General features: G+C 65.6%; 16 protein-coding genes and 1 pseudogene. 16 read left to right on the forward strand and 1 reads right to left on the reverse strand.

The window, feature by feature from the left end; genetic code table 11:
• Positions 1–17 precede the first annotated feature (17 nt).
• The gene (locus FJ417_RS07845) at positions 18–620 is read left to right on the forward strand and encodes a nucleotidyltransferase family protein (RefSeq protein ID WP_140783061.1); all 603 of its coding nucleotides are present in this window, start codon (positions 18–20) and stop codon (positions 618–620) included.
• 239 nt (positions 621–859) lie between these two features.
• On the opposite strand, the gene FJ417_RS07855 is transcribed toward FJ417_RS07845, so the two are convergent.
• Positions 860–1,855 carry an aldo/keto reductase gene (locus FJ417_RS07855; RefSeq protein WP_140783062.1) on the reverse strand — a complete coding sequence of 332 codons (996 nt, stop codon included), beginning with the start codon at positions 1,853–1,855 and terminating at the stop codon, positions 860–862.
• A 96-nt stretch (positions 1,856–1,951) separates the two neighbouring features.
• Here FJ417_RS07855 and FJ417_RS07860 point away from each other — a divergent pair, with 96 nt between their 5' ends.
• The 15 genes and pseudogenes from FJ417_RS07860 to nuoB all read left to right on the forward strand — a co-directional run bounded on the left by FJ417_RS07860 (position 1,952) and on the right by nuoB (position 17,473).
• The gene (locus FJ417_RS07860; protein WP_140708536.1) at positions 1,952–2,842 is read left to right on the forward strand and encodes a LysR family transcriptional regulator; all 891 of its coding nucleotides are present in this window, start codon (positions 1,952–1,954) and stop codon (positions 2,840–2,842) included.
• A 169-nt stretch (positions 2,843–3,011) separates the two neighbouring features.
• Positions 3,012–3,302 (forward strand): annotated as a pseudogene (locus FJ417_RS07865) (YceI family protein); the annotation flags it as partial.
• A 153-nt stretch (positions 3,303–3,455) separates the two neighbouring features.
• The gene (locus FJ417_RS07870; protein WP_181183174.1) at positions 3,456–4,481 is read left to right on the forward strand and encodes a transposase; all 1,026 of its coding nucleotides are present in this window, start codon (positions 3,456–3,458) and stop codon (positions 4,479–4,481) included.
• A 202-nt stretch (positions 4,482–4,683) separates the two neighbouring features.
• The gene (locus tag FJ417_RS07875; protein WP_140783064.1) at positions 4,684–5,670 is read left to right on the forward strand and encodes a Gfo/Idh/MocA family oxidoreductase; all 987 of its coding nucleotides are present in this window, start codon (positions 4,684–4,686) and stop codon (positions 5,668–5,670) included.
• A gap of 72 nt (positions 5,671–5,742) precedes the next feature.
• Positions 5,743–7,398 (forward strand): FAD-binding dehydrogenase, encoded by a 1,656-nt coding sequence (locus FJ417_RS07880; protein WP_140783065.1) that lies wholly within the window; start codon positions 5,743–5,745, stop codon positions 7,396–7,398.
• A gap of 101 nt (positions 7,399–7,499) precedes the next feature.
• Complete coding sequence (locus FJ417_RS07885; RefSeq protein WP_140783066.1) at positions 7,500–8,465, forward strand: 2-dehydropantoate 2-reductase N-terminal domain-containing protein; 966 nt, start codon at positions 7,500–7,502, stop codon at positions 8,463–8,465.
• 96 nt (positions 8,466–8,561) lie between these two features.
• Complete coding sequence (locus FJ417_RS07890; RefSeq protein WP_246687413.1) at positions 8,562–8,882, forward strand: hypothetical protein; 321 nt, start codon at positions 8,562–8,564, stop codon at positions 8,880–8,882.
• Between the two features lie 40 nt (positions 8,883–8,922).
• Entirely contained in the window at positions 8,923–9,819 is an 897-nt protein-coding gene (locus FJ417_RS07895; RefSeq protein ID WP_140783067.1) for an RNA polymerase sigma factor, read from the forward strand.
• Between the two features lie 177 nt (positions 9,820–9,996).
• The gene (locus tag FJ417_RS07900; protein ID WP_140783068.1) at positions 9,997–10,302 is read left to right on the forward strand and encodes a helix-turn-helix transcriptional regulator; all 306 of its coding nucleotides are present in this window, start codon (positions 9,997–9,999) and stop codon (positions 10,300–10,302) included.
• The gene (gene hyfB / locus FJ417_RS07905) at positions 10,302–12,314 is read left to right on the forward strand and encodes a hydrogenase 4 subunit B (RefSeq protein ID WP_181183185.1); all 2,013 of its coding nucleotides are present in this window, start codon (positions 10,302–10,304) and stop codon (positions 12,312–12,314) included. The genes FJ417_RS07900 and hyfB overlap by 1 nt, the downstream gene beginning before the upstream one ends.
• A complete protein-coding gene (locus tag FJ417_RS07910; RefSeq protein ID WP_140783070.1) occupies positions 12,305–13,261 on the forward strand; it encodes an NADH-quinone oxidoreductase subunit H in 957 nt (318 codons plus the stop codon). The genes hyfB and FJ417_RS07910 overlap by 10 nt, the downstream gene beginning before the upstream one ends.
• On the forward strand, positions 13,261–13,923 hold the full coding sequence (locus FJ417_RS07915; protein WP_112098328.1) for a hydrogenase-4 component E: 663 nt from the start codon (positions 13,261–13,263) through the stop codon (positions 13,921–13,923). Before FJ417_RS07910 ends, FJ417_RS07915 begins: the two co-directional genes overlap by 1 nt.
• Positions 13,920–15,371, forward strand: coding sequence for a hydrogenase 4 subunit F (locus tag FJ417_RS07920; protein WP_140783071.1), 1,452 nt, complete (start codon positions 13,920–13,922; stop codon positions 15,369–15,371). Before FJ417_RS07915 ends, FJ417_RS07920 begins: the two co-directional genes overlap by 4 nt.
• Positions 15,372–15,376: 5 nt before the next feature.
• Entirely contained in the window at positions 15,377–16,915 is a 1,539-nt protein-coding gene (locus tag FJ417_RS07925) for an NADH-quinone oxidoreductase subunit C (protein WP_140783072.1), read from the forward strand.
• A gap of 21 nt (positions 16,916–16,936) precedes the next feature.
• Positions 16,937–17,473 carry an NADH-quinone oxidoreductase subunit NuoB gene (gene nuoB / locus FJ417_RS07930; RefSeq protein WP_140783073.1) on the forward strand — a complete coding sequence of 179 codons (537 nt, stop codon included), beginning with the start codon at positions 16,937–16,939 and terminating at the stop codon, positions 17,471–17,473.
• The last annotated feature ends 138 nt before the right edge of the window (positions 17,474–17,611 follow it).

The raw sequence follows: 17,611 nt of genomic DNA on the forward strand, positions 1-17,611 counted from the left end.
TCGCCCTCCAAAGGGCGATGGACCATCTCCGCTATTCCGGCCTTTCCTTCGAAGAACAGCGCGCGGCCTTCCTCGCCATCGTCGCGGCCGATCCAGTGCTCAGCGAGACGCTGCCGCGGGTTCGTGAGCTTGCGCTGCCGGATTGGCTGGTGGTTTCCGGCGCGCTCTACAACAGCGTCTGGAACCATCTGACCGGCAAGCCGCCTGGATACGGCATAAAGGATGTCGACCTGTTCTATTTCGACGACGCCGACCTTTCCTACGAGGCAGAGGATGCGGTGATCCGCCGGGCGGCGAAGCATTTCGCGGGACTGTCGCTGCCGGTCGAGGTGCGCAACCAGGCGCGGGTGCATCTGTGGTATCCGCAGAAATTCGGGCAGGAGTGCCCGCGCTATGCGAGCGCGAGCGAGCCGGTGAGCTATTTTGCCTCGAAGACGCATGCGGTCGGGGTGCGGTTCGGACGGGACGGTGCGTTGGAGCTGGTGGCGCCATTCGGGCTCGACGACATTTTTTCGTTTCGGATTACGCCGAACAGGGTGCTGGACAATCAGCGGACACATGAAGCCAAGGGGAAAAGGGCGCGGGACTACTGGCCGGAGATTGGTGTGGTGGCGTGGTAGGGGCACAGAGATAAGATAGGTCGGCGCGAGGCCCCCCTCTCTGTCCTGCCGGACATCTCCCCCTCGAGGGGGGAGATCGGATGTCGCGCCGGCTTTCGCCAATCGCCAACATTGCAAGGAGAAGCGAGGCGTCTGAACTGCCAATCTCCCCCCTTGAGGGGGAGATGTCCGGCAGGACAGAGAGGGGGGCCGCGCGCCGAGCTGTCAACAAAAAGGGCGCCGAAGCGCCCTTGCCACCTTCACCCATTCACCAGTGCCAACAATTCCTCCGTGTAGCGCTTGCCGACGACCTTGTCGGGCGACAGCGCATCGCCGATCGCCGCTACTTCCGCCGCGCTCAGCTCGATGCCGGCCGCGGCCGTGTTCTGCTCCAGATGGCGTATCTTCCTTGCGCCGGGGATCGGCACGATGAAATCGCCCTGGTGCAGCACCCAGGCGAGCGTCAGCTGCGCCGGCGTGACGCCCTTTTCAGCCGCCAGCTTTTCCAGCACGGCGATGACCGCGTTGTTGGCTGCCATCGCTTCGGCCTGGAAGCGCGGCAGGGTGCGGCGCCAGTCGCCTGCGCCGAGCGCGTCCGGCTTGCCGATCGTGCCGGTGAGCAGGCCGCGGCCGAGTGGGCTGTAGGGGACAAAACCGATGCCGAGCTCGCGGCAGACGGCAAAGACCTCGTCCTCCGGATCGCGGCTCCACAGCGAATATTCGCTTTGCACCGCAGCGATCGGATGCACGGCATGCGCCCGACGCAGCGTCGCACCGCTCACCTCCGACAGACCGAGCGCCCGCACCTTGCCTTCGCGCACCAGCTCGGCCATGGCGCCGACCGTGTCCTCGATCGGCACGTTGGGGTCGACGCGGTGCTGATAGTAGAGGTCGAGCGCGTCGGTATTGAGCCGCTTGAGCGAGGCTTCGGCCACTGCCTTGACGTGCTCGGGGCGACTGTCGACGCCGATCATGCGGTCCATGCCCGAGCCGTGCTCGGAAATCTTGAAACCGAATTTGGTGGCAATCGTCACATGATCGCGCACCGGCTTCAGCGCCTTGCCGAGCAGGATCTCGTTCTCGAACGGACCATAGACTTCGGCGGTGTCAAAGAAGGTGACGCCGATCTCGACGGCGCGGCGCAGCGTGGCGATGGCTTCCGCCTCCGGCTGGCCGCCATAGCCGAAGCTCATGCCCATGCAGCCGAGGCCGACGGGGAAGACTTCGAGTTCAGTTCCTAGCTTGCGGGTTTTCATCACGCATCTCCTTGTTGCGGTGGGAGGGAGATAACGTCTTGCGATCCGTTCGATAATCGGTTCTCTTTCGCACGGCTTGCTCTATAAAATAGAACAATGAACCGGACCAACCTCTCCCAGCTCGCCGTGCTCGCCACCGTCGCCCAATGCGCCAGCTTCCGCCGCGCGGCGCGCGAGCTCGGCATCGCGCCGTCGGCGGTCAGTCATGCCGTGTCGAGCCTGGAAGCACGGCTCGGCGTGCGGTTGCTGGCCCGCAGCACGCGCAGCGTCGCGCCGACCGAGGAAGGCGCGCAATTGCTCGAACGGCTAAGGCCGGCGCTGTCGGAGATCGATCTGGCGCTGGAAACGGCGGTCGAGGCGCGCGACCGGCCGGCTGGCAATCTGCGGCTGACCGTACCGCGCACCGCCGCGCATCTGGTGCTGACGCCACGGCTTGCCGACTTCGCCGCCGCCTATCCCGACATCGTGCTGGAGATCGTCATCGAGGATCGCTTCACCGACGTGGTCGAAGGCGGTTTCGATGCCGGCGTGCGGCTCGGCGAAAGCCTGCAGCGCGACATGATCGCGGTCCGTATCGGGCCGAATATCCGCGGCGCGGTGGTCGCAGCGCCATCCTATTTCGCGGTGATGCCGAAGCCGCGCCATCCGAGCGAGCTGGCCGACCACCGCTGCATCCGCTTCCGCTTCTCCAGCGGTATCCTCTACCGCTGGGAATTCGAGAAGGACGGCGAGGAAATCGAGATCGCGGTCGAGGGGCCGCTGATCCTCGACGAGGATCACCTGATCGCCCAGGCGGCGGTCGACGGCGCCGGGCTTGCCTTCGTCTTCGAGCCCTATGTGCGAGCGCCGCTCGCCGACGGCCGGCTGATCCGCGTGCTGGAGGATTGGTGCCCGACCTTCGAGGGCTTTTTCGTCTACTATCCGAGCCGCAGGCAGATGCGGCCGGCGCTGAGGGCGTTCGTGGATTTCTTCAAGGTGAGCGGGTAGGAGTGCGGCAAGATCACGCTTCAAGGTTGATAAGCAAATTTTCAACCGTCGGCACCGCCCCTCATCTGCCTGCCGGCATCTTCTCCCCGTTGAACGGGGAGAAGGGGCTGGTCGCCAGACCGGCGCCTTTCCTGCGACTTCTGAGATTAGCGAAACCACCGGCGGAAGCTTGCGCTCCGACGCGGTGTTCGACGCGGCCAACAATCCGGAGATCCGGTTCCGCTCGACCAGCGTCACCCGCACCGGCGACACGACGGCGCTTGTCACCGGCCGGCTGACGGCGCGCGGCAAGACGTTTCCGGAAAAATTCACGGCCGAGCTCGGCGGATTGAAGAGCGGGACGATCAAGTTCCACGTCACCGGCAAGGTGCTCAGGTCGCGCTACGGCATGGATGTCGGCACGCCGCTCTATTCCAACATCGTCGACTTCGACATGACGCTGATGGGGAGAAGGGGGTAGTTCCAAGCCCCGCGTCCTCGAGTTCGTCATCCTAGGGCGAAGCAAAGAGCGAAGCGACGCGCGCAGACCCTAGGATCCTGTGTGTTGGTTCTGGTGTATGGTTTGAAGTGGGAAGGAGACCGAATGAATCCTGGTCGTCCTTTCGGACAGGCCGTGGCATGGCCCGGTCCCTTCCCACCGGTGAACCATCAACCTGAACAGTTGCACGGGGCTGTTCCAAGCAGACCCCGCACCACAGGAAGAGGCGTGGACATGATAGCCCAGAACTATGTCGGCTGCGACATCTCAAAGCAGTGGCTCGATTTTTTTGATGAGACAAGTGGCCGTCTTCGGCGCATCGACAACCAGGCCGACGCGATCGCGGCGTATGTGGCGGGCCTTGACCCCAGCCGGGACTTCGTCGTCATGGAGGCGACAGGCGTCCATGACCGGCTTCTGCGCCATGCGCTGGCCAAGGCCGGCGTGCCGTTCTCGCGGCACAACCCAGCGCATACCCACCACTATTCGAAGTCGACGAGACGGCGGGCCAAGACCGATCCTCTCGACGCCAGGATGCTGAGCGACTACGGCCGTCGCTATAATCCTGAGGCCGAGCCGGCGCCGCGCGAAGAAGTCGAGCGGCTTCAATCGCTTGCCCGCTACCGCGATCAACTGGTCGAGATGCGGGCAACGGCGAAGAAGCACCTCGCCGAGGCCTTCAATGAGATCGTCATTGCCGATCTGGAAGAAACGATCGCCTACCTCGACACGCGCATCAAGGCGATCGAGAGCCAGATTGCCGAAGTCATTCGTCAAGCCGAGGACACCGCCCGCGATTATTCGCTCATGGTCTCCGTGCCCGGTGTCTCCAAGGTCGGCGCATTCTCCCTGCTGGCGCTCCTGCCCGAGCTCGGCCAGCGCTCACCCAAGGCAATCGCCGCTCTTGTAGGCCTTGCCCCGTTCGACAACAAAAGCGGCAAGCTCACACGCAGGAGCCAGATCCAGGGCGGGCGATCACGCGTGCGCCGCGCCCTCTACATGGCAGCCCTCACGGCCATTCGAACCTGTGAGCGCTTCAAGACCTTCTACAGCGCACTTGCTGCCCGCTCCGGCTCCAAGAAGCTCGCCATCATCGCCGTCGCAAGGAAGCTCCTGGTCGTCCTCAACGCCATCATGCGCGATAAAACCGCATTCGCGTGAACACAGTTGCCATTCCGTGACGCTAAAGCGTTGCAACGGTTACAGATTTCTGCGCCGCTGCACTTTACGTCAAGGGTTACGGAATGGATCCTCGGGTCAAGCCCGAGGATGACGAAGGCGTTTTGTGGCCCGCGTCTGCGATTGGCTTTTCCGTCGATTTCGGGCAAACCTCGTTACCTGTAAACCGACATGGAGAAGCGTGATGTTCCGATGGGGTGTTCTGTCGACGGCAAAGATCGGCCGCGAGCAGCTTTTGCCGGCAATCGTGGATTCGGAGAACGGCGTCCTGTCGGCGATCGCCAGCCGCGACCTGTCGAAGGCCAAGGCGTTGGGCGAGCGTTTCGGCGCCCGCCATGCCTTCGGCTCATACGAGGAGCTGCTCGCCTCCAAGGACGTCGACGGCGTCTATATCCCGCTGCCGACATCGCAGCATGTCGAATGGACGGCGAAGGCGATCGAAGCGGGCAAGCATGTGCTGGTCGAGAAGCCTCTGGCGCTCGACGCCAAGGACATCCCGCCGCTGATCAAGCTGCGCGACGAAAAGAAAGTGCTGGTCTGCGAGGCCTTCATGGTCGTCTACCATCCGCAATGGATCAAGGTGCGCGACCTCATCGCCGGCGGCGCCATCGGCCGGCTGCGGCATGTGCAGGGCGCGTTTTCCTATTACAATGTCGACCCCAAGAACATGCGCAACCAGCTCGATCTCGGCGGCGGCGCGCTGCCCGATATCGGCGTTTATCCGACGGTGTCGACGCGCTTTTCGACCGGCAAGGAGCCGATCCGCGTGCAGGCGACGATCGAGCGCGACAAGACCTTTGGCACCGACATCTATTCCTCGATCCGCGCCGATTTCGGCGACTTCGAGCTGTCCTTCTATCTGTCGACGCAGATGGCGGCCCGCCAGGTTATGGTGTTCCACGGCGAGAACGGCTTCATCGAGGTTTTTGGCCCGTTCAATGCCGGGCTCTACGAGCATCACCGCATCGAGCTGCACAACCAGAACCACACCGAAGCGCAGGTGTTCCGCTTCCCGGGCACTCAGCAGTACCGGCTGGAATGCGAGGCTTTCGTGCGTGCCGCGCAGGGTGGCAAGGACCGCGTCTTCACGCTGGAGGAATCCGTGCTCAACCAGAAAGTCATCGACGCTATTTTCCGCGCTGGAGAAAAGGACGGCTGGGAGAACGTCTAGCTCTTTTGTTTGACGCAATTCCGGACGGAAAACCGCCTTTCCTGGAATTGCTTTGCCGGCCACGGAGGAAAAATGGCTGACGCGGACGTGATCATTGTCGGCGCGGGGCTGGCGGGCCTCGTCGCCGCGGCCGAGCTGGCTGACGCCGGCAAGAAGATCGTCATCGTCGACCAGGAGCCGGAGCAGTCGCTGGGCGGCCAGGCCTTCTGGTCGTTCGGCGGCTTGTTCCTGGTCGATTCGCCCGAGCAGCGGCGCATGCGCATCCGCGATTCCCACGACCTCGCGCTCGAGGACTGGATGGGCACGGCCGCCTTCGACCGTCCGGAGGATTTCTGGCCGCGCAAATGGGCCGAGGCCTATGTCGGCTTCGCCGCCGGCGAGAAGCGCTCATGGCTGATCGAGCGCGGCCTGAAATTCTTCCCCGTGGTCGGCTGGGCCGAGCGCGGCGGCGGCAATGCGACCGGCCACGGCAATTCGGTGCCGCGCTTCCACATCACCTGGGGAACCGGGCCCGGCGTGCTCGAACCTTTCGTGCTGCGCGTGCGCGAGGCGCAGAAGAAGGGGCTGGTGGAGTTCAGGTTCCGCCAACGGGTCAACGAGATCGTCCGCACTGGCGACACCGTCACCGGCGTGCGCGGCGACGTGCTGGAGCAGAGCAGCGTCGAGCGCGGCCACAAAAGCTCGCGCGCCGTGACCGGAGACTTCGAGCTCCATGCACAAGCGGTGATCGTGGCTTCCGGCGGCATCGGCGGCAACCACGAGCTGGTGCGCAGGAACTGGCCTGAGCGCCTCGGCGCGCCGCCAAAGCGCATGATCACCGGCGTGCCCGACCATGTCGACGGGCGCATGCTGGCGATCACCGAGGCTGCCGGCGGCTCGATCATCAACCGCGACCGCATGTGGCACTATGTCGAGGGCATCAAGAACTGGGCGCCGATCTGGACGGATCACGCGATCCGCATCCTGCCCGGCCCCTCGTCGATCTGGCTCGACGCACGCGGCAAAAGGCTGCCGGTGCCGCTCTACCCGGGCTTCGATACGCTCGGCACGCTCAGCCACATCATGAGCACCGGCTTCGACTATTCCTGGTTCATCCTGACCAAAAAAATCATCCAGAAGGAGTTCGCGCTGTCGGGCTCCGAGCAGAACCCCGACCTCACGGGGAAAAGCTGGCGGCAGGTGCTGGGGCGCGCAACAAGCGGCATTCCCGGCCCGGTGAAGGCGTTCATGGAAAAGGGCGAGGACTTCATCGTCGAGGCTGACCTTGCAAAGCTGGTGGCGCGCATGAACGCGCTGGCCGGCGGCGCGCCGCTGCTGGAGGTCGCCCAGGTCAAGCGCGAGATCCGCGCCCGCGACATGCAACTCGACAATCCATTCTCCAAGGACGCGCAGATCACCGCGCTGCGCGGCGCGCGCGCCTATCTCGGCGACAAGCTGATCCGCACCGCCAGGCCGCACAAGATGCTCGATCCGGCGAACGGCCCGCTGATCGCGGTGCGCCTCAACATCCTGACCCGCAAGACGCTGGGCGGCTTGCAGACCGATCTCGACAGCCGCGTTCTCGACTCCGCCGGCGAGCCGGTGCCGGGTCTCTATGCGGTGGGCGAAGTGGCCGGCTTCGGTGGCGGCGGCGTGCACGGCTACGCGGCGCTGGAAGGCACCTTCCTCGGCGGCTGCATTTTTTCGGGGCGCAGCGCGGGGCGGGCGGCGGCAGCCACGATTGCGTGAACGCAGCGCCTGGGTGATCGCCGGTTCAGCGACAACGCTGTAGGCTTTTTCGGTCAATCGTTGTCGACCGAAGTCCCAACTCCAATCACAGCGGGAACAGCATGCGCATCATCGTCTATGGCATCGGCGCGGTCGGCGGCGCCATCGCGGCCCAGCTGAGTTTTTCAGGCCACACGGTGCTCGGCATCGCCCGCGGCAGGCAGCTCGACGCCATCCGCGCTGCGGGGCTGTCGCTTTCCACCCCGCAAGGCGCCAGGATCGCGCGCTTTCCCGTCCATGCCGACCCGACGGAGATTTCCTTCAGGCCGGACGATGTCGTGCTCCTGACGATGAAGACCCCCGACACACTCGGCGCACTGCAGCGGCTCAACGCCGCCGGCGTAACGGCGCAACCCGTATTCTGTTTCCAGAACGGCGTTGCCAACGAGCCGCTGGCGTTGCGTTTCTTCGCCAATGTCTATGGCGCGACGGTGATGCTGCCGGCCGATTACGACACGCCTGGCCAGGTAGCGGCCTATTTCGCGCCCAGGATCGGCGCCTTCGATATCGGCCGCTATCCTTCCGGAATAGACGGCACAGTCGAGAAACTGTGCGGGGTTCTGAGCGCGTCCGGTTTCATCGTCGACCCCAGGGACAATGTGATGAGCAGCAAATATCGCAAGCTGCTGGCCAACCTTCGAAACATCATCGACGCCGCGCTCGGGGATACCGAGCTGCAGCGGAAATGGTATGCGAAGGCACGAGCCGAAGCCGAGGCCGTGCTGAGCGCGGCTGGAATCGACTGGGACAAGACCGACGCCATGGCCCGTGAAGAATTGACAATCGGCACGGTCCCGGGCCGCGTGCGCGTCGGGTCGTCGACGCTGCAAAGCATCGTGCGCGGGACCGGGTCCCTCGAAACGGACTTCCTCAATGGCGAGATCGTCCTTCTCGGGCGGCTCAACGGCATGGTGACACCCGTCAACTCGGCCTTATGCAAACTGTCGATCGAGCTGGCCAGCGGCCGGATGCGACCGCAATCGGCCGGCGACGACACGATCGTCTCCATGATCGGCGGAAGCGGCTGATCGCAGGAGACGAATCGAAAGATAGCAACCCGCCCGGGAATCCTTTCGGGCCCATGGAACGTCTTCCTCACGCAGATCCGCAAACAGGAGACGACCATGACCTACAACCTAATCCGCTACGGCGTAAAAGACGCCAGCACCGCCGAGAACCGGGCGCTGGTGGCAAAGGTGTTCGAGGCGCTGGATGAAACGCAGCCGCAATCGGTGCGCTATCTGGTGCTCGAACTGGAGAATGGCGAGTTCGTCCACCTCGTCGGCTACGACAGGGACAGTTCGGCGCTGACCGAGCTGGACGCGTTCAAGGCGTTCGGCGCCGATCATGCCGGGCGGCGTTCGACACCGCTGGCGAGGTCGCCGGCGAAGATCGTCGGCAACTATCGTATGCTGGCCAAAGCCGATGAAGCCGTGCCCGCCTGACCAGGGCCGGCTTGTGATCGGCGAGGCGAGAAAGAGGACGATGAGCTCAGCAGGGTTCGGCCGCGCGGAACTTGAAGCCATGCTTGTCGGCCTGCGGCCGAAACTGCATCGCTACGCCGCCCGCATGGCCGGCTCGGCGATCGAGGGTGAGGACATCGTGCAGGAGGCGGTGGTGAAGGCGCTTGCCGCCCATGATAGCGGTGCGCGCGTCGAGCGTCCCGAGCAATGGCTGTTCCGCATCACCCACAATGCGGCGCAGGATCATCTGCGCCGCCGCCAGCGAGAGCGTTCGCGAATGAGCGAGACCGACATGACCGCGATAGCGGACCTCTCCGCCAGCGCCGAGACGAGGCTCGCGACTGCCATGAGCCTGCGCAGCTTCATGCGGCTGACGCCGGCGCAGCGCAGCGCCGTGATCCTAGTCGACGTGCTCGGCCTCAGCCTGCATGAGACCTGCGAGGTGACGGGCGCGACGCTTGCCGCCGTCAAGGCGGCGCTGCATCGCGGCCGGGCGGAGTTGAAGGCGATGGCGGCGTTGCCGGACGACATGACCATGCCGAAGCTCGACCCGGAGGAGGAGCGTCGGCTGCGCCGCTATGTCGACCTGTTCAACGCGCGCGATTTCGACGGGGTGAGGATGCTGATCGCCGAGGACATTCAGGTCGACGTCGTCAACCGCGCCCGCCTCAACGGCAAGAAGGAAGCCTCGACGTATTTCGGCAATTACGACCGCATGAGCGACTGGGCGTTGTCACTCGGCTTCGTCGAGGCCCGGCCGGCGATCCTGATCCGTAACCCGCGAGCCGGCGATACGGTGCGCGGCTTCGTGCTGATCGACTGGCGCGGCGATGAAGTCGTCCGCATCCGCGATTTCCGCCACGCGCCTTATTGCGTCGCGGAGGCGGATATTCTCCCGGTTCCCGGCGAGCGGGCATGACGGGCCCGGACCGCGTTTGCTCCTTCGAGGTTGATCTTCCGCTGGCAAATGCCCATAGCCGACCTGCGGTTGCCATCAACATATATGTTTCATACATCAATCCTTGACGATAGAACATTTTAATGTAGGCTGCAGCACCGACACCTCATATCTCAGAACTGAACGAGAGAGTCGTCGGTGATAACCGCACCGCAATTGCGCGCCGCAAGATCGTTGCTCGGCATCGATCAACGCCGGCTTGCCGAATTGTCCGGCCTGTCGGTGCCGACGATCCAGCGCATGGAAGCCAGCGGCTCGATCATCCGGGGCAATGTCGATTCGCTGATGAAGCTGATCGCCGCGCTCGAGGTGGCCGGCATCGAACTGATCGGCGAAGGCGCGGTCAGCCAGGGCGGCGGTCGCGGCGTGCGGCTGAAGAGCGGGCTCGATCCGGCCAGGGCATCCGATGCCGGCGATGTCGAGCCTAGCGGGAGCCTGCCGTGATCTCGACCGTGGCTCTTGTGCTGTGCGGTCCTGCCGCGCTTCTGGGAACAGCCATCCTTGCCGCGGCCGTCAGCCGGCACACCTTTGCGACGCGTCTGGTCTACGGCGCCGCGTTTGCCATTTCAGCCGCACTGATCGTGATCGTTGCCAGCCATCTCGCCGGCAATTACGGCGAGGCGTCCGCCACCTTGCCGCTCGGCCTGCCCTGGACCGGTGCCCGGTTCCGCCTCGACGGCCTGTCGGCGTTCTTCCTCATCGTCGTCAATCTGGGCGGCGCCGTCACCAGCCTTTATGCCCTTGGCTACGGCCGGCACGAATCCGCGCCACATCGCGTGCTGCCGTTCTATCCGGCGTTCCTCGCCGGCATGAACCTCGTGGTGCTGGCCAACGACGCCTTCAGCTTCCTCTTGTCCTGGGAATTCATGTCGCTCGCCTCCTGGGCGCTGGTCATGGCGCATCACCGCGACGAGGCCAACCGACGCGCCGGCACCATATACCTGGTGATGGCGAGCTTCGGCACGATGGCGCTGCTGCTTGCCTTCGGCCTGCTGGCGGGACCGGCGGGAACCTATGCGTTCGACGCGATGCGGACGGCGCATCCGGGCCCATTCGCGGCAGGCGCGGTGCTCGTTCTCATGCTGCTCGGCGCCGGCTCCAAGGCCGGCCTGGTGCCGCTGCATGCCTGGCTGCCGCTTGCCCATCCGGCGGCACCCAGCCACGTCTCGGCGCTGATGAGCGGCGTCATGACCAAGGTCGCCATCTACGGCTTCATCCGCGTGGTGTTCGACCTGCTTGGCGCGCCGGCATGGTGGTCGGGCGTCGCCGTGCTCCTCATCGGCGGCGTGACGGCGGTGCTGGGCATCCTTCACGCGCTGATGGAAAAGGACCTGAAGCGGCTGCTCGCCTATTCGACCATCGAGAATATCGGCGTCATCTTTTCCAGCCTCGGCCTTGCGCTCGCCTTCAAGGCGAACGCCATGCCCTCGGCCGCGGCGCTGGCCCTCATCGCGGCGCTCTTCCACGTGCTCAACCATTCCTTCTTCAAGAGCCTGCTGTTCTTCGGCGCCGGCGCGGTGCTGACGTCGACCGGCGAACGCGACATGGAAAAGCTCGGCGGCCTCATCCACCGCCTGCCGGTCACCAGCTTCGTCTTCCTCGTCGGCTGCGTCTCGATCTCGGCGCTGCCACCCTTCAACGGCTTCGCCTCCGAATGGCTGGTCTTCCAGGCCATATTGCGCAGCCCCGAACTGCCGCAATGGGGGCTGAAGGTCATCGTGCCCGCGGTCGGCGGCATGCTGGCGCTGGCGGCGGCGCTGGCCGCGGCCTGCTTCGTCAAGGCCTTCGGCATCACCTTCCTTGGCCGGGCGCGATCGGCGGCGGTGGAACGCGCGCATGAGGTCGACCGCTGGTCGCTGGCGGCGATGGCCGTGCTTGCGACCTTCTGCCTGTTCGCCGGCATCCTGCCCGGCTTCGTCATCGACGGCCTGTCGCCGGTGACGCTGTCACTGATCGGCGACCGCATGCCTTTGCAGACTGCGCAGCCTTGGCTGTCGATCGTGCCTATCGCCGAGAGCCGCAGCTCTTATAACGGGCTGCTGGTCTTCGCCTTCATCGCCATTTCGGCGTCGCTCGCGGCCTTCTTCATCCACCGCTTCGCCTCGCATGCGCTGCGCCGGAGCATTGCATGGGGGTGCGGCTTCACAGACGCCGTGCCGGCCGCCCAATACAGCGCCGTCAGCTTCGCGCAGCCCATCCGCCGCGTCTTTGGCGGCTTCGCGTTCCGCGCCCGCGAGACGGTGGAGATGCCGGCGCCGGGTTCCCTCGAACCGGCGCACCTCAAGGTGGATATGCATGATTTGGCCTGGGATATCTTCTACCAGCCGATCGCCGGCGCGATCGATTTCGCCACCGAGCGCCTGAACCACCTGCAGTTCCTGACCATCCGCCGCTACCTGACGCTGGTCTTCCTCTACCTCGTCATCCTGCTCCTGGTGCTTGCGCTATGGCCGTGATCCTGGAGCTTGCCGTGCAGGGCGCGCAGATGTTTTCGGTGCTGTTGCTGGCGCCGCTTCTGATCGGCTTCGTGCGCAAGGTGAAGGCGAGGCTGGTGCGGCGGCAGGGACCCTCGGTGATCCAGCCCTATCGCGATCTCGTCAGGCTGATGCGCAAGGAGGTCGTGCTGGCGGACAACGCGTCCTGGCTGTTTCGCGTGACGCCCTACCTGATCTTCGCCGCTACATGGGTCGCGGCGGCGCTCGTTCCGACCTTCGCCTCCGGCCTCCAGTTCAGCTGGGCGGCCGATCTCATCGCCATCGTGGCGCTGCTCGGCAGCGCGCGCTTCTTCCTGGCGTTGGCGGGGATGGACGTCGGCACCAGCTTCGGCGGCATCGGCGCCAGCCGCGAGGTGATGATCGCGTCGCTGGCCGAACCCGCGATGCTGCTCATCGTCTTCAGCCTGGCACTGGTGGCCGGCGCCACGCAGCTTTCGACTGTCGCCGCCTTCATGGGTTCGCCGCAGGTCGGGCTGCGGGTGTCGCTCGGCATGTCGCTGATCGCGCTGGTGATGGTGGCGATCGCCGAGAACGCGCGCATCCCGGTCGACAATCCCGCCACGCATCTGGAGCTCACCATGGTGCATGAGGCGATGATCCTGGAATATTCCGGCCGCCATCTGGCGATGATCGAGCTCGCCAGCTTTCTCAAGCTGCTGCTCTACATGTCGCTGATCTCCTGCGTCTTCCTGCCCTGGGGGCTGGCGAGCGCCGGGACGGGGCCGCAATCGCTGGCCATCGGCGCCGCCGCCTATCTCGCCAAGCTCGCGGCGCTTGCCATCCTGCTCGCCGTGTTCGAGACGGCGGTCGCCAAGATGCGCGTCTTCCGGGTGCCGGACTTCCTGGGTGCAGCGCTGATGCTGGCGCTGCTCGGCACGCTCCTGCTGTTCGTTTCGCGGAGCCTGTGATGAACGGTCTCACCTTCGACATCGCCCATCTGCTCGCCGGCAGCCTGGTGCTGATCTCTTTCATGATGCTCTACCAGGACCGGCTGTTCGCGCTGATCAACGTCTTTGCGCTGCATGCGGTCGTGCTGGCGCTCTCGGTGGCCTGGCAGGCCTATATCCAGGACGCGCACCATCTCTACATCACCGCCGGCATCGCTTTGGTCTTCAAGGCGATCGTCATTCCCGTCGGGCTGCATCGCATCATCCAGCGGCTCGGCATCCACCGCGACATCGAGACCGCCGTCGGCATCGGCCCGACCATGCTCGCCGGCATCGGGCTGGTGACGCTTTCCATGGTGCTGATGCTGCGGGTGACGCCCGAGGCCGACCCGCTCGCGCGCGAGGACCTCGCCTTCGCGCTGTCGATCATCCTGCTGGGGCTGCTGGTGATGGTGACAAGGCGCAACGCCGTCAGCCAGGTCGTCGGCTTCATGTCGCTGGAGAACGGCCTGGTGCTGGCCGCCACCGGCGCCAAGGGCATGCCGCTGGTGGTCGAGATCAGCGTCGCCTTCTCGATCCTGATCGCCTTCATCGTCATCGGCGTCTTCCTGTTCCGCATCCGGGAACGGTTCGATTCGGTCGATGTCGGCGCGCTCGACGACTACCGGGGAGAACGCCGGTGAGCGGGTTCTCCTTCGACGCCGTGGCCGCGATCCTTTTCATTCCGGCCGCCGCCGCGGCCATCCTGGCGGCATTGCCGAACTACCGCATGACGGCGATCGTGAACGTGATAGCGAGCCTGCTCACCTTGCTCGCCGCGCTGTCGCTGTTCGTCACCGAGCGGCCGGCGCCGGGGCAATATCTTATCGTCGACGATCTCAACATCGTCTTCATCGTGCTCAACACATTCGTCGGCTTCACCACCAGCGTGTTCAGCGCCTCCTATACCGCGCATGAGCTGGAGACCGGCCGGCTGACCGCGCCGAACCTCAGGTTCTACCACGCGATGTACCAGATCATGATGTTCGGCATGAACCTCGCGTTCGTGTCGAACAATATCGGCCTGATGTGGGTCGCGGTGGAGCTCGCCACGCTGACTACCGTGCTGATGGTCGGCATCTATCGCACGCATGAGGCGCTGGAGGCGGCCTGGAAATACTTCATCCTCGGCAGCGTCGGCATCGCGCTGGCGCTGTTCGGCACCATCCTCGTCTATATGGCCGCGCAGCCGGTCGTCGGCGAAGGCACCAACGCCATGGTCTGGTCGGTGCTGATCGAAAAGGCGGCGCATTTCGACCCCGCGCTGCTCAGCGTCGCCTTCATCTTCCTGCTGCTCGGCTACGGCACCAAGGTCGGTCTCGCGCCGCTGCACGCCTGGCTGCCCGACGCGCATGCCGAGGGCCCGACGCCAATCTCGGCGGTGCTGTCGGGCCTGCTGCTCAACGTCGCGCTCTATGCCGTGCTGCGCTTCAAGCTTTTGCTCGCGGCGAGCCCGCAGGCGATCGGCCCCGGACCGCTGATGGTCACGATGGGGCTGACCTCGCTGATCTTCGCGGCCTTCATGCTCTACCGCCGCCGCGACATCAAACGCCTGTTCGCCTATTCCTCGATCGAGCACATGGGCATCATCGTCTTCTCCTTCGGCATGGGCGGCCCGCTCGCCAACTTCGCCGGCCTGCTGCACATGGTCATGCACAGCCTGACCAAATCGGCGATCTTCTTCGCCGTCGGCCATATCGCGCAGGTCAAGGGGACGCAGAAGATCTCCGAGATCAGGGGCCTGACCGAAAGCCATCCCGGCCTCGGCTGGGCGCTCGTCATCGGCGTCGTTGCGATCGCCGGCCTGCCGCCGCTCGGCATCTTCATGAGCGAGTTCCTGGTCGTCAGCTCGACTTTTGCCAGGCATCCGTGGCTGGCGATCCCGCTGGTGTTCGGGCTGCTGATCGCCTTCGGCGCGCTGCTGTTGCGGCTGACGGGGCTTGCCTTCGGCGAGCCGCGCGGCGGCATGGCGCCGGTCGAGGCGTCCTACGTGCCGATGTACTCGCACCTCGCCTTGGTGTTTGCCGCCGGCATCTATCTGCCGGCGCCGCTGGTGGCGTGGTTCCAGCACGTCGCCGGGATTCTGGGGTGAGGCGCATGGTGAGGAAAAAAACGCCCGTGCTCGCCGATGTCATCGAAGCCGGTCGTCGTATCGAGCATCACGTTCCCTGGCCGCGCGCCGTGGTGACCGCGAAGGCCTGGAACCTCGCGGTCGAGGAGCTCGCCAATGGTCGCTGGAGCCTGCTCGGCCTGTGGGGGGAGCCGGACAAGGTGCATATGGCGCTTCTCGACGAAGCGCAGACCATCGGCGTCGTCAGCCTGGATTGCCGCGGCGGCCGCTACCCGTCGGTCGGCCAGCACCATGCGCCGGCCTTGCGGCTGGAACGCGCCGCCGCGGACCTGTTCGGGCTGGCGCCGCAGGGCCTGGCCGACACCCGCCGCTGGCTCGACCATGGCCAATGGGGCGTCTCGCATCCGCTGGCCGTGCGGCCCGGCGGACCGGCGACCGCCGCCTCCTACCGGTTCCTCGCGGCCGAGGGTGAAAGCCTGCACCAGATCGCGGTCGGGCCGGTGCATGCCGGCATCATCGAGCCGGGGCATTTCCGCTTCACGGCCGGCGGCGAAACGGTGGTGCGGCTGGAAGAGCGGCTGGGCTATGTGCACAAGGGCATCGAGGGCCTGATGGCAGGCGCGCCGATCGACCGGGCCGCAAAACTCGCGGGCAGGACGTCGGGCGACAGCACGGTCGCTTATTCGCTGGCCTTTGGCCGCGCTGTCGAAGCCGCGCTCGGGCTCGAGGTTCCCGCGCGTGCAATCTGGCTGCGGGCGCTGATGGCCGAACTGGAGCGCCTTGCCAATCATCTCGGCGACATCGGCGCCATCTGCAACGACGCCGCCTTCGCGATCATGCACGCGCATTGCGGCGTGCTGCGCGAGCGCGCGCTGCGCGCCGCCGACGCTGCCTTCGGCCATCGCCTGATGCGCGACCGTATCGTACCCGGCGGCACGGCGAGCGATCTGGACGAGGCGGGGACGAGCGCCATCCGGTCGCTGGTCGCGGAGATCAGGAAGCGCTTCCCGCATCTGGTCGAACTCTACGACAACACGGCATCGCTGCAGGACCGCACGGTGGCGGCCGGCCGGCTGAAAGTCGAGCTTGCCCGGCAACATGCCGCCGGCGGTTATGTCGGGCGGGCGTCGGGCCGCGATTTCGACGCGCGGCGCGATCTTGCCTACGCGCCCTACGACGAGCTCGCCTTCGACGTGCCGGTGCTGCGGGAGGGCGACGTCAACGCGCGCGTCTGGATCCGCGTGCGCGAGGTCGAGCAGAGCCTGTCGCTGATCGAACAGATCCTCGGGCGGCTGCCCGCCGGCCCGATCGGCGTCGAGATCGCCGCAGCGGGCGATATTGCGGATGGACCGCGTGAGGGCATGGCGCTGGTCGAGGGTTTCCGCGGCGACATACTGGCCTGGCTGCGCATCGGCGAGAACGGCACGATCGAGCGCTGCCACCTGCGCGACCCTTCATGGTTCCAGTGGCCGCTGCTGGAAGCGGCGGTCGAAGGCAACATCGTCGCCGACTTCCCGCTCTGCAACAAATCGTTCAACTGCTCCTATTCGGGCCACGACCTCTAGGCCCGGCCAAGGCACACCGCCATGCGAAAACTGCTCTTCGAAAGCCTGATCCGCCCGCCCTTGACCGAGCGCCCGCCGCAAGCGAGCGACGCGGCCGTCGACGAGCTGGCGCGCGCCCTCGACGGCACAGTCCGCAAGCGGCTCGGCCGGAGCCTGTCGATCCGCGTCGTGGACGCCGGCTCCTGCAATGGCTGCGAGCTCGAAATGCACGCGCTCAACAACGCCTTCTACGACATCGAGCGCTTCGGCTTCCGCTTCGTCGCCTCGCCGCGCCACGCCGACGTGCTTCTGGTCACCGGGCCGGTCACGAAAAACATGCGCGAGGCGCTGAGGCGGACTTTTGACGCGACCCCCAACCCGAAATGGGTGGTCGCGCTCGGCGACTGCGCCAGGGACGGCGGCTGCTTCGCCGGCAGCTACGCGGTCGTCGGCGGCGTGGCGGACGTGGTGCCGGTCGACCTGCGCATTCCAGGCTGCCCGCCACCGCCGATCGAGATCCTCAAGGGATTGATCGCGCTGCTCGACGGCGCCAACGGCAAGGCGGGCGCCCGCAGCTGACGGAGACGACGAGCCCGGCAATCGCATTTTCACTGCGAGCCGAGCCGTGCTAGGATTTCGAAGAGAGGTCCGGGCCGCAAAATTCGAGAAGCTCGATTGCGCAGGCAGCAGGCCGGCCGTAGCGGCCGCCCGCAGATT

Origin of the sequence: Mesorhizobium sp. B3-1-7 (assembly GCF_006439385.1) — a bacterium.
GTDB lineage: Bacteria > Pseudomonadota > Alphaproteobacteria > Rhizobiales > Rhizobiaceae > Mesorhizobium.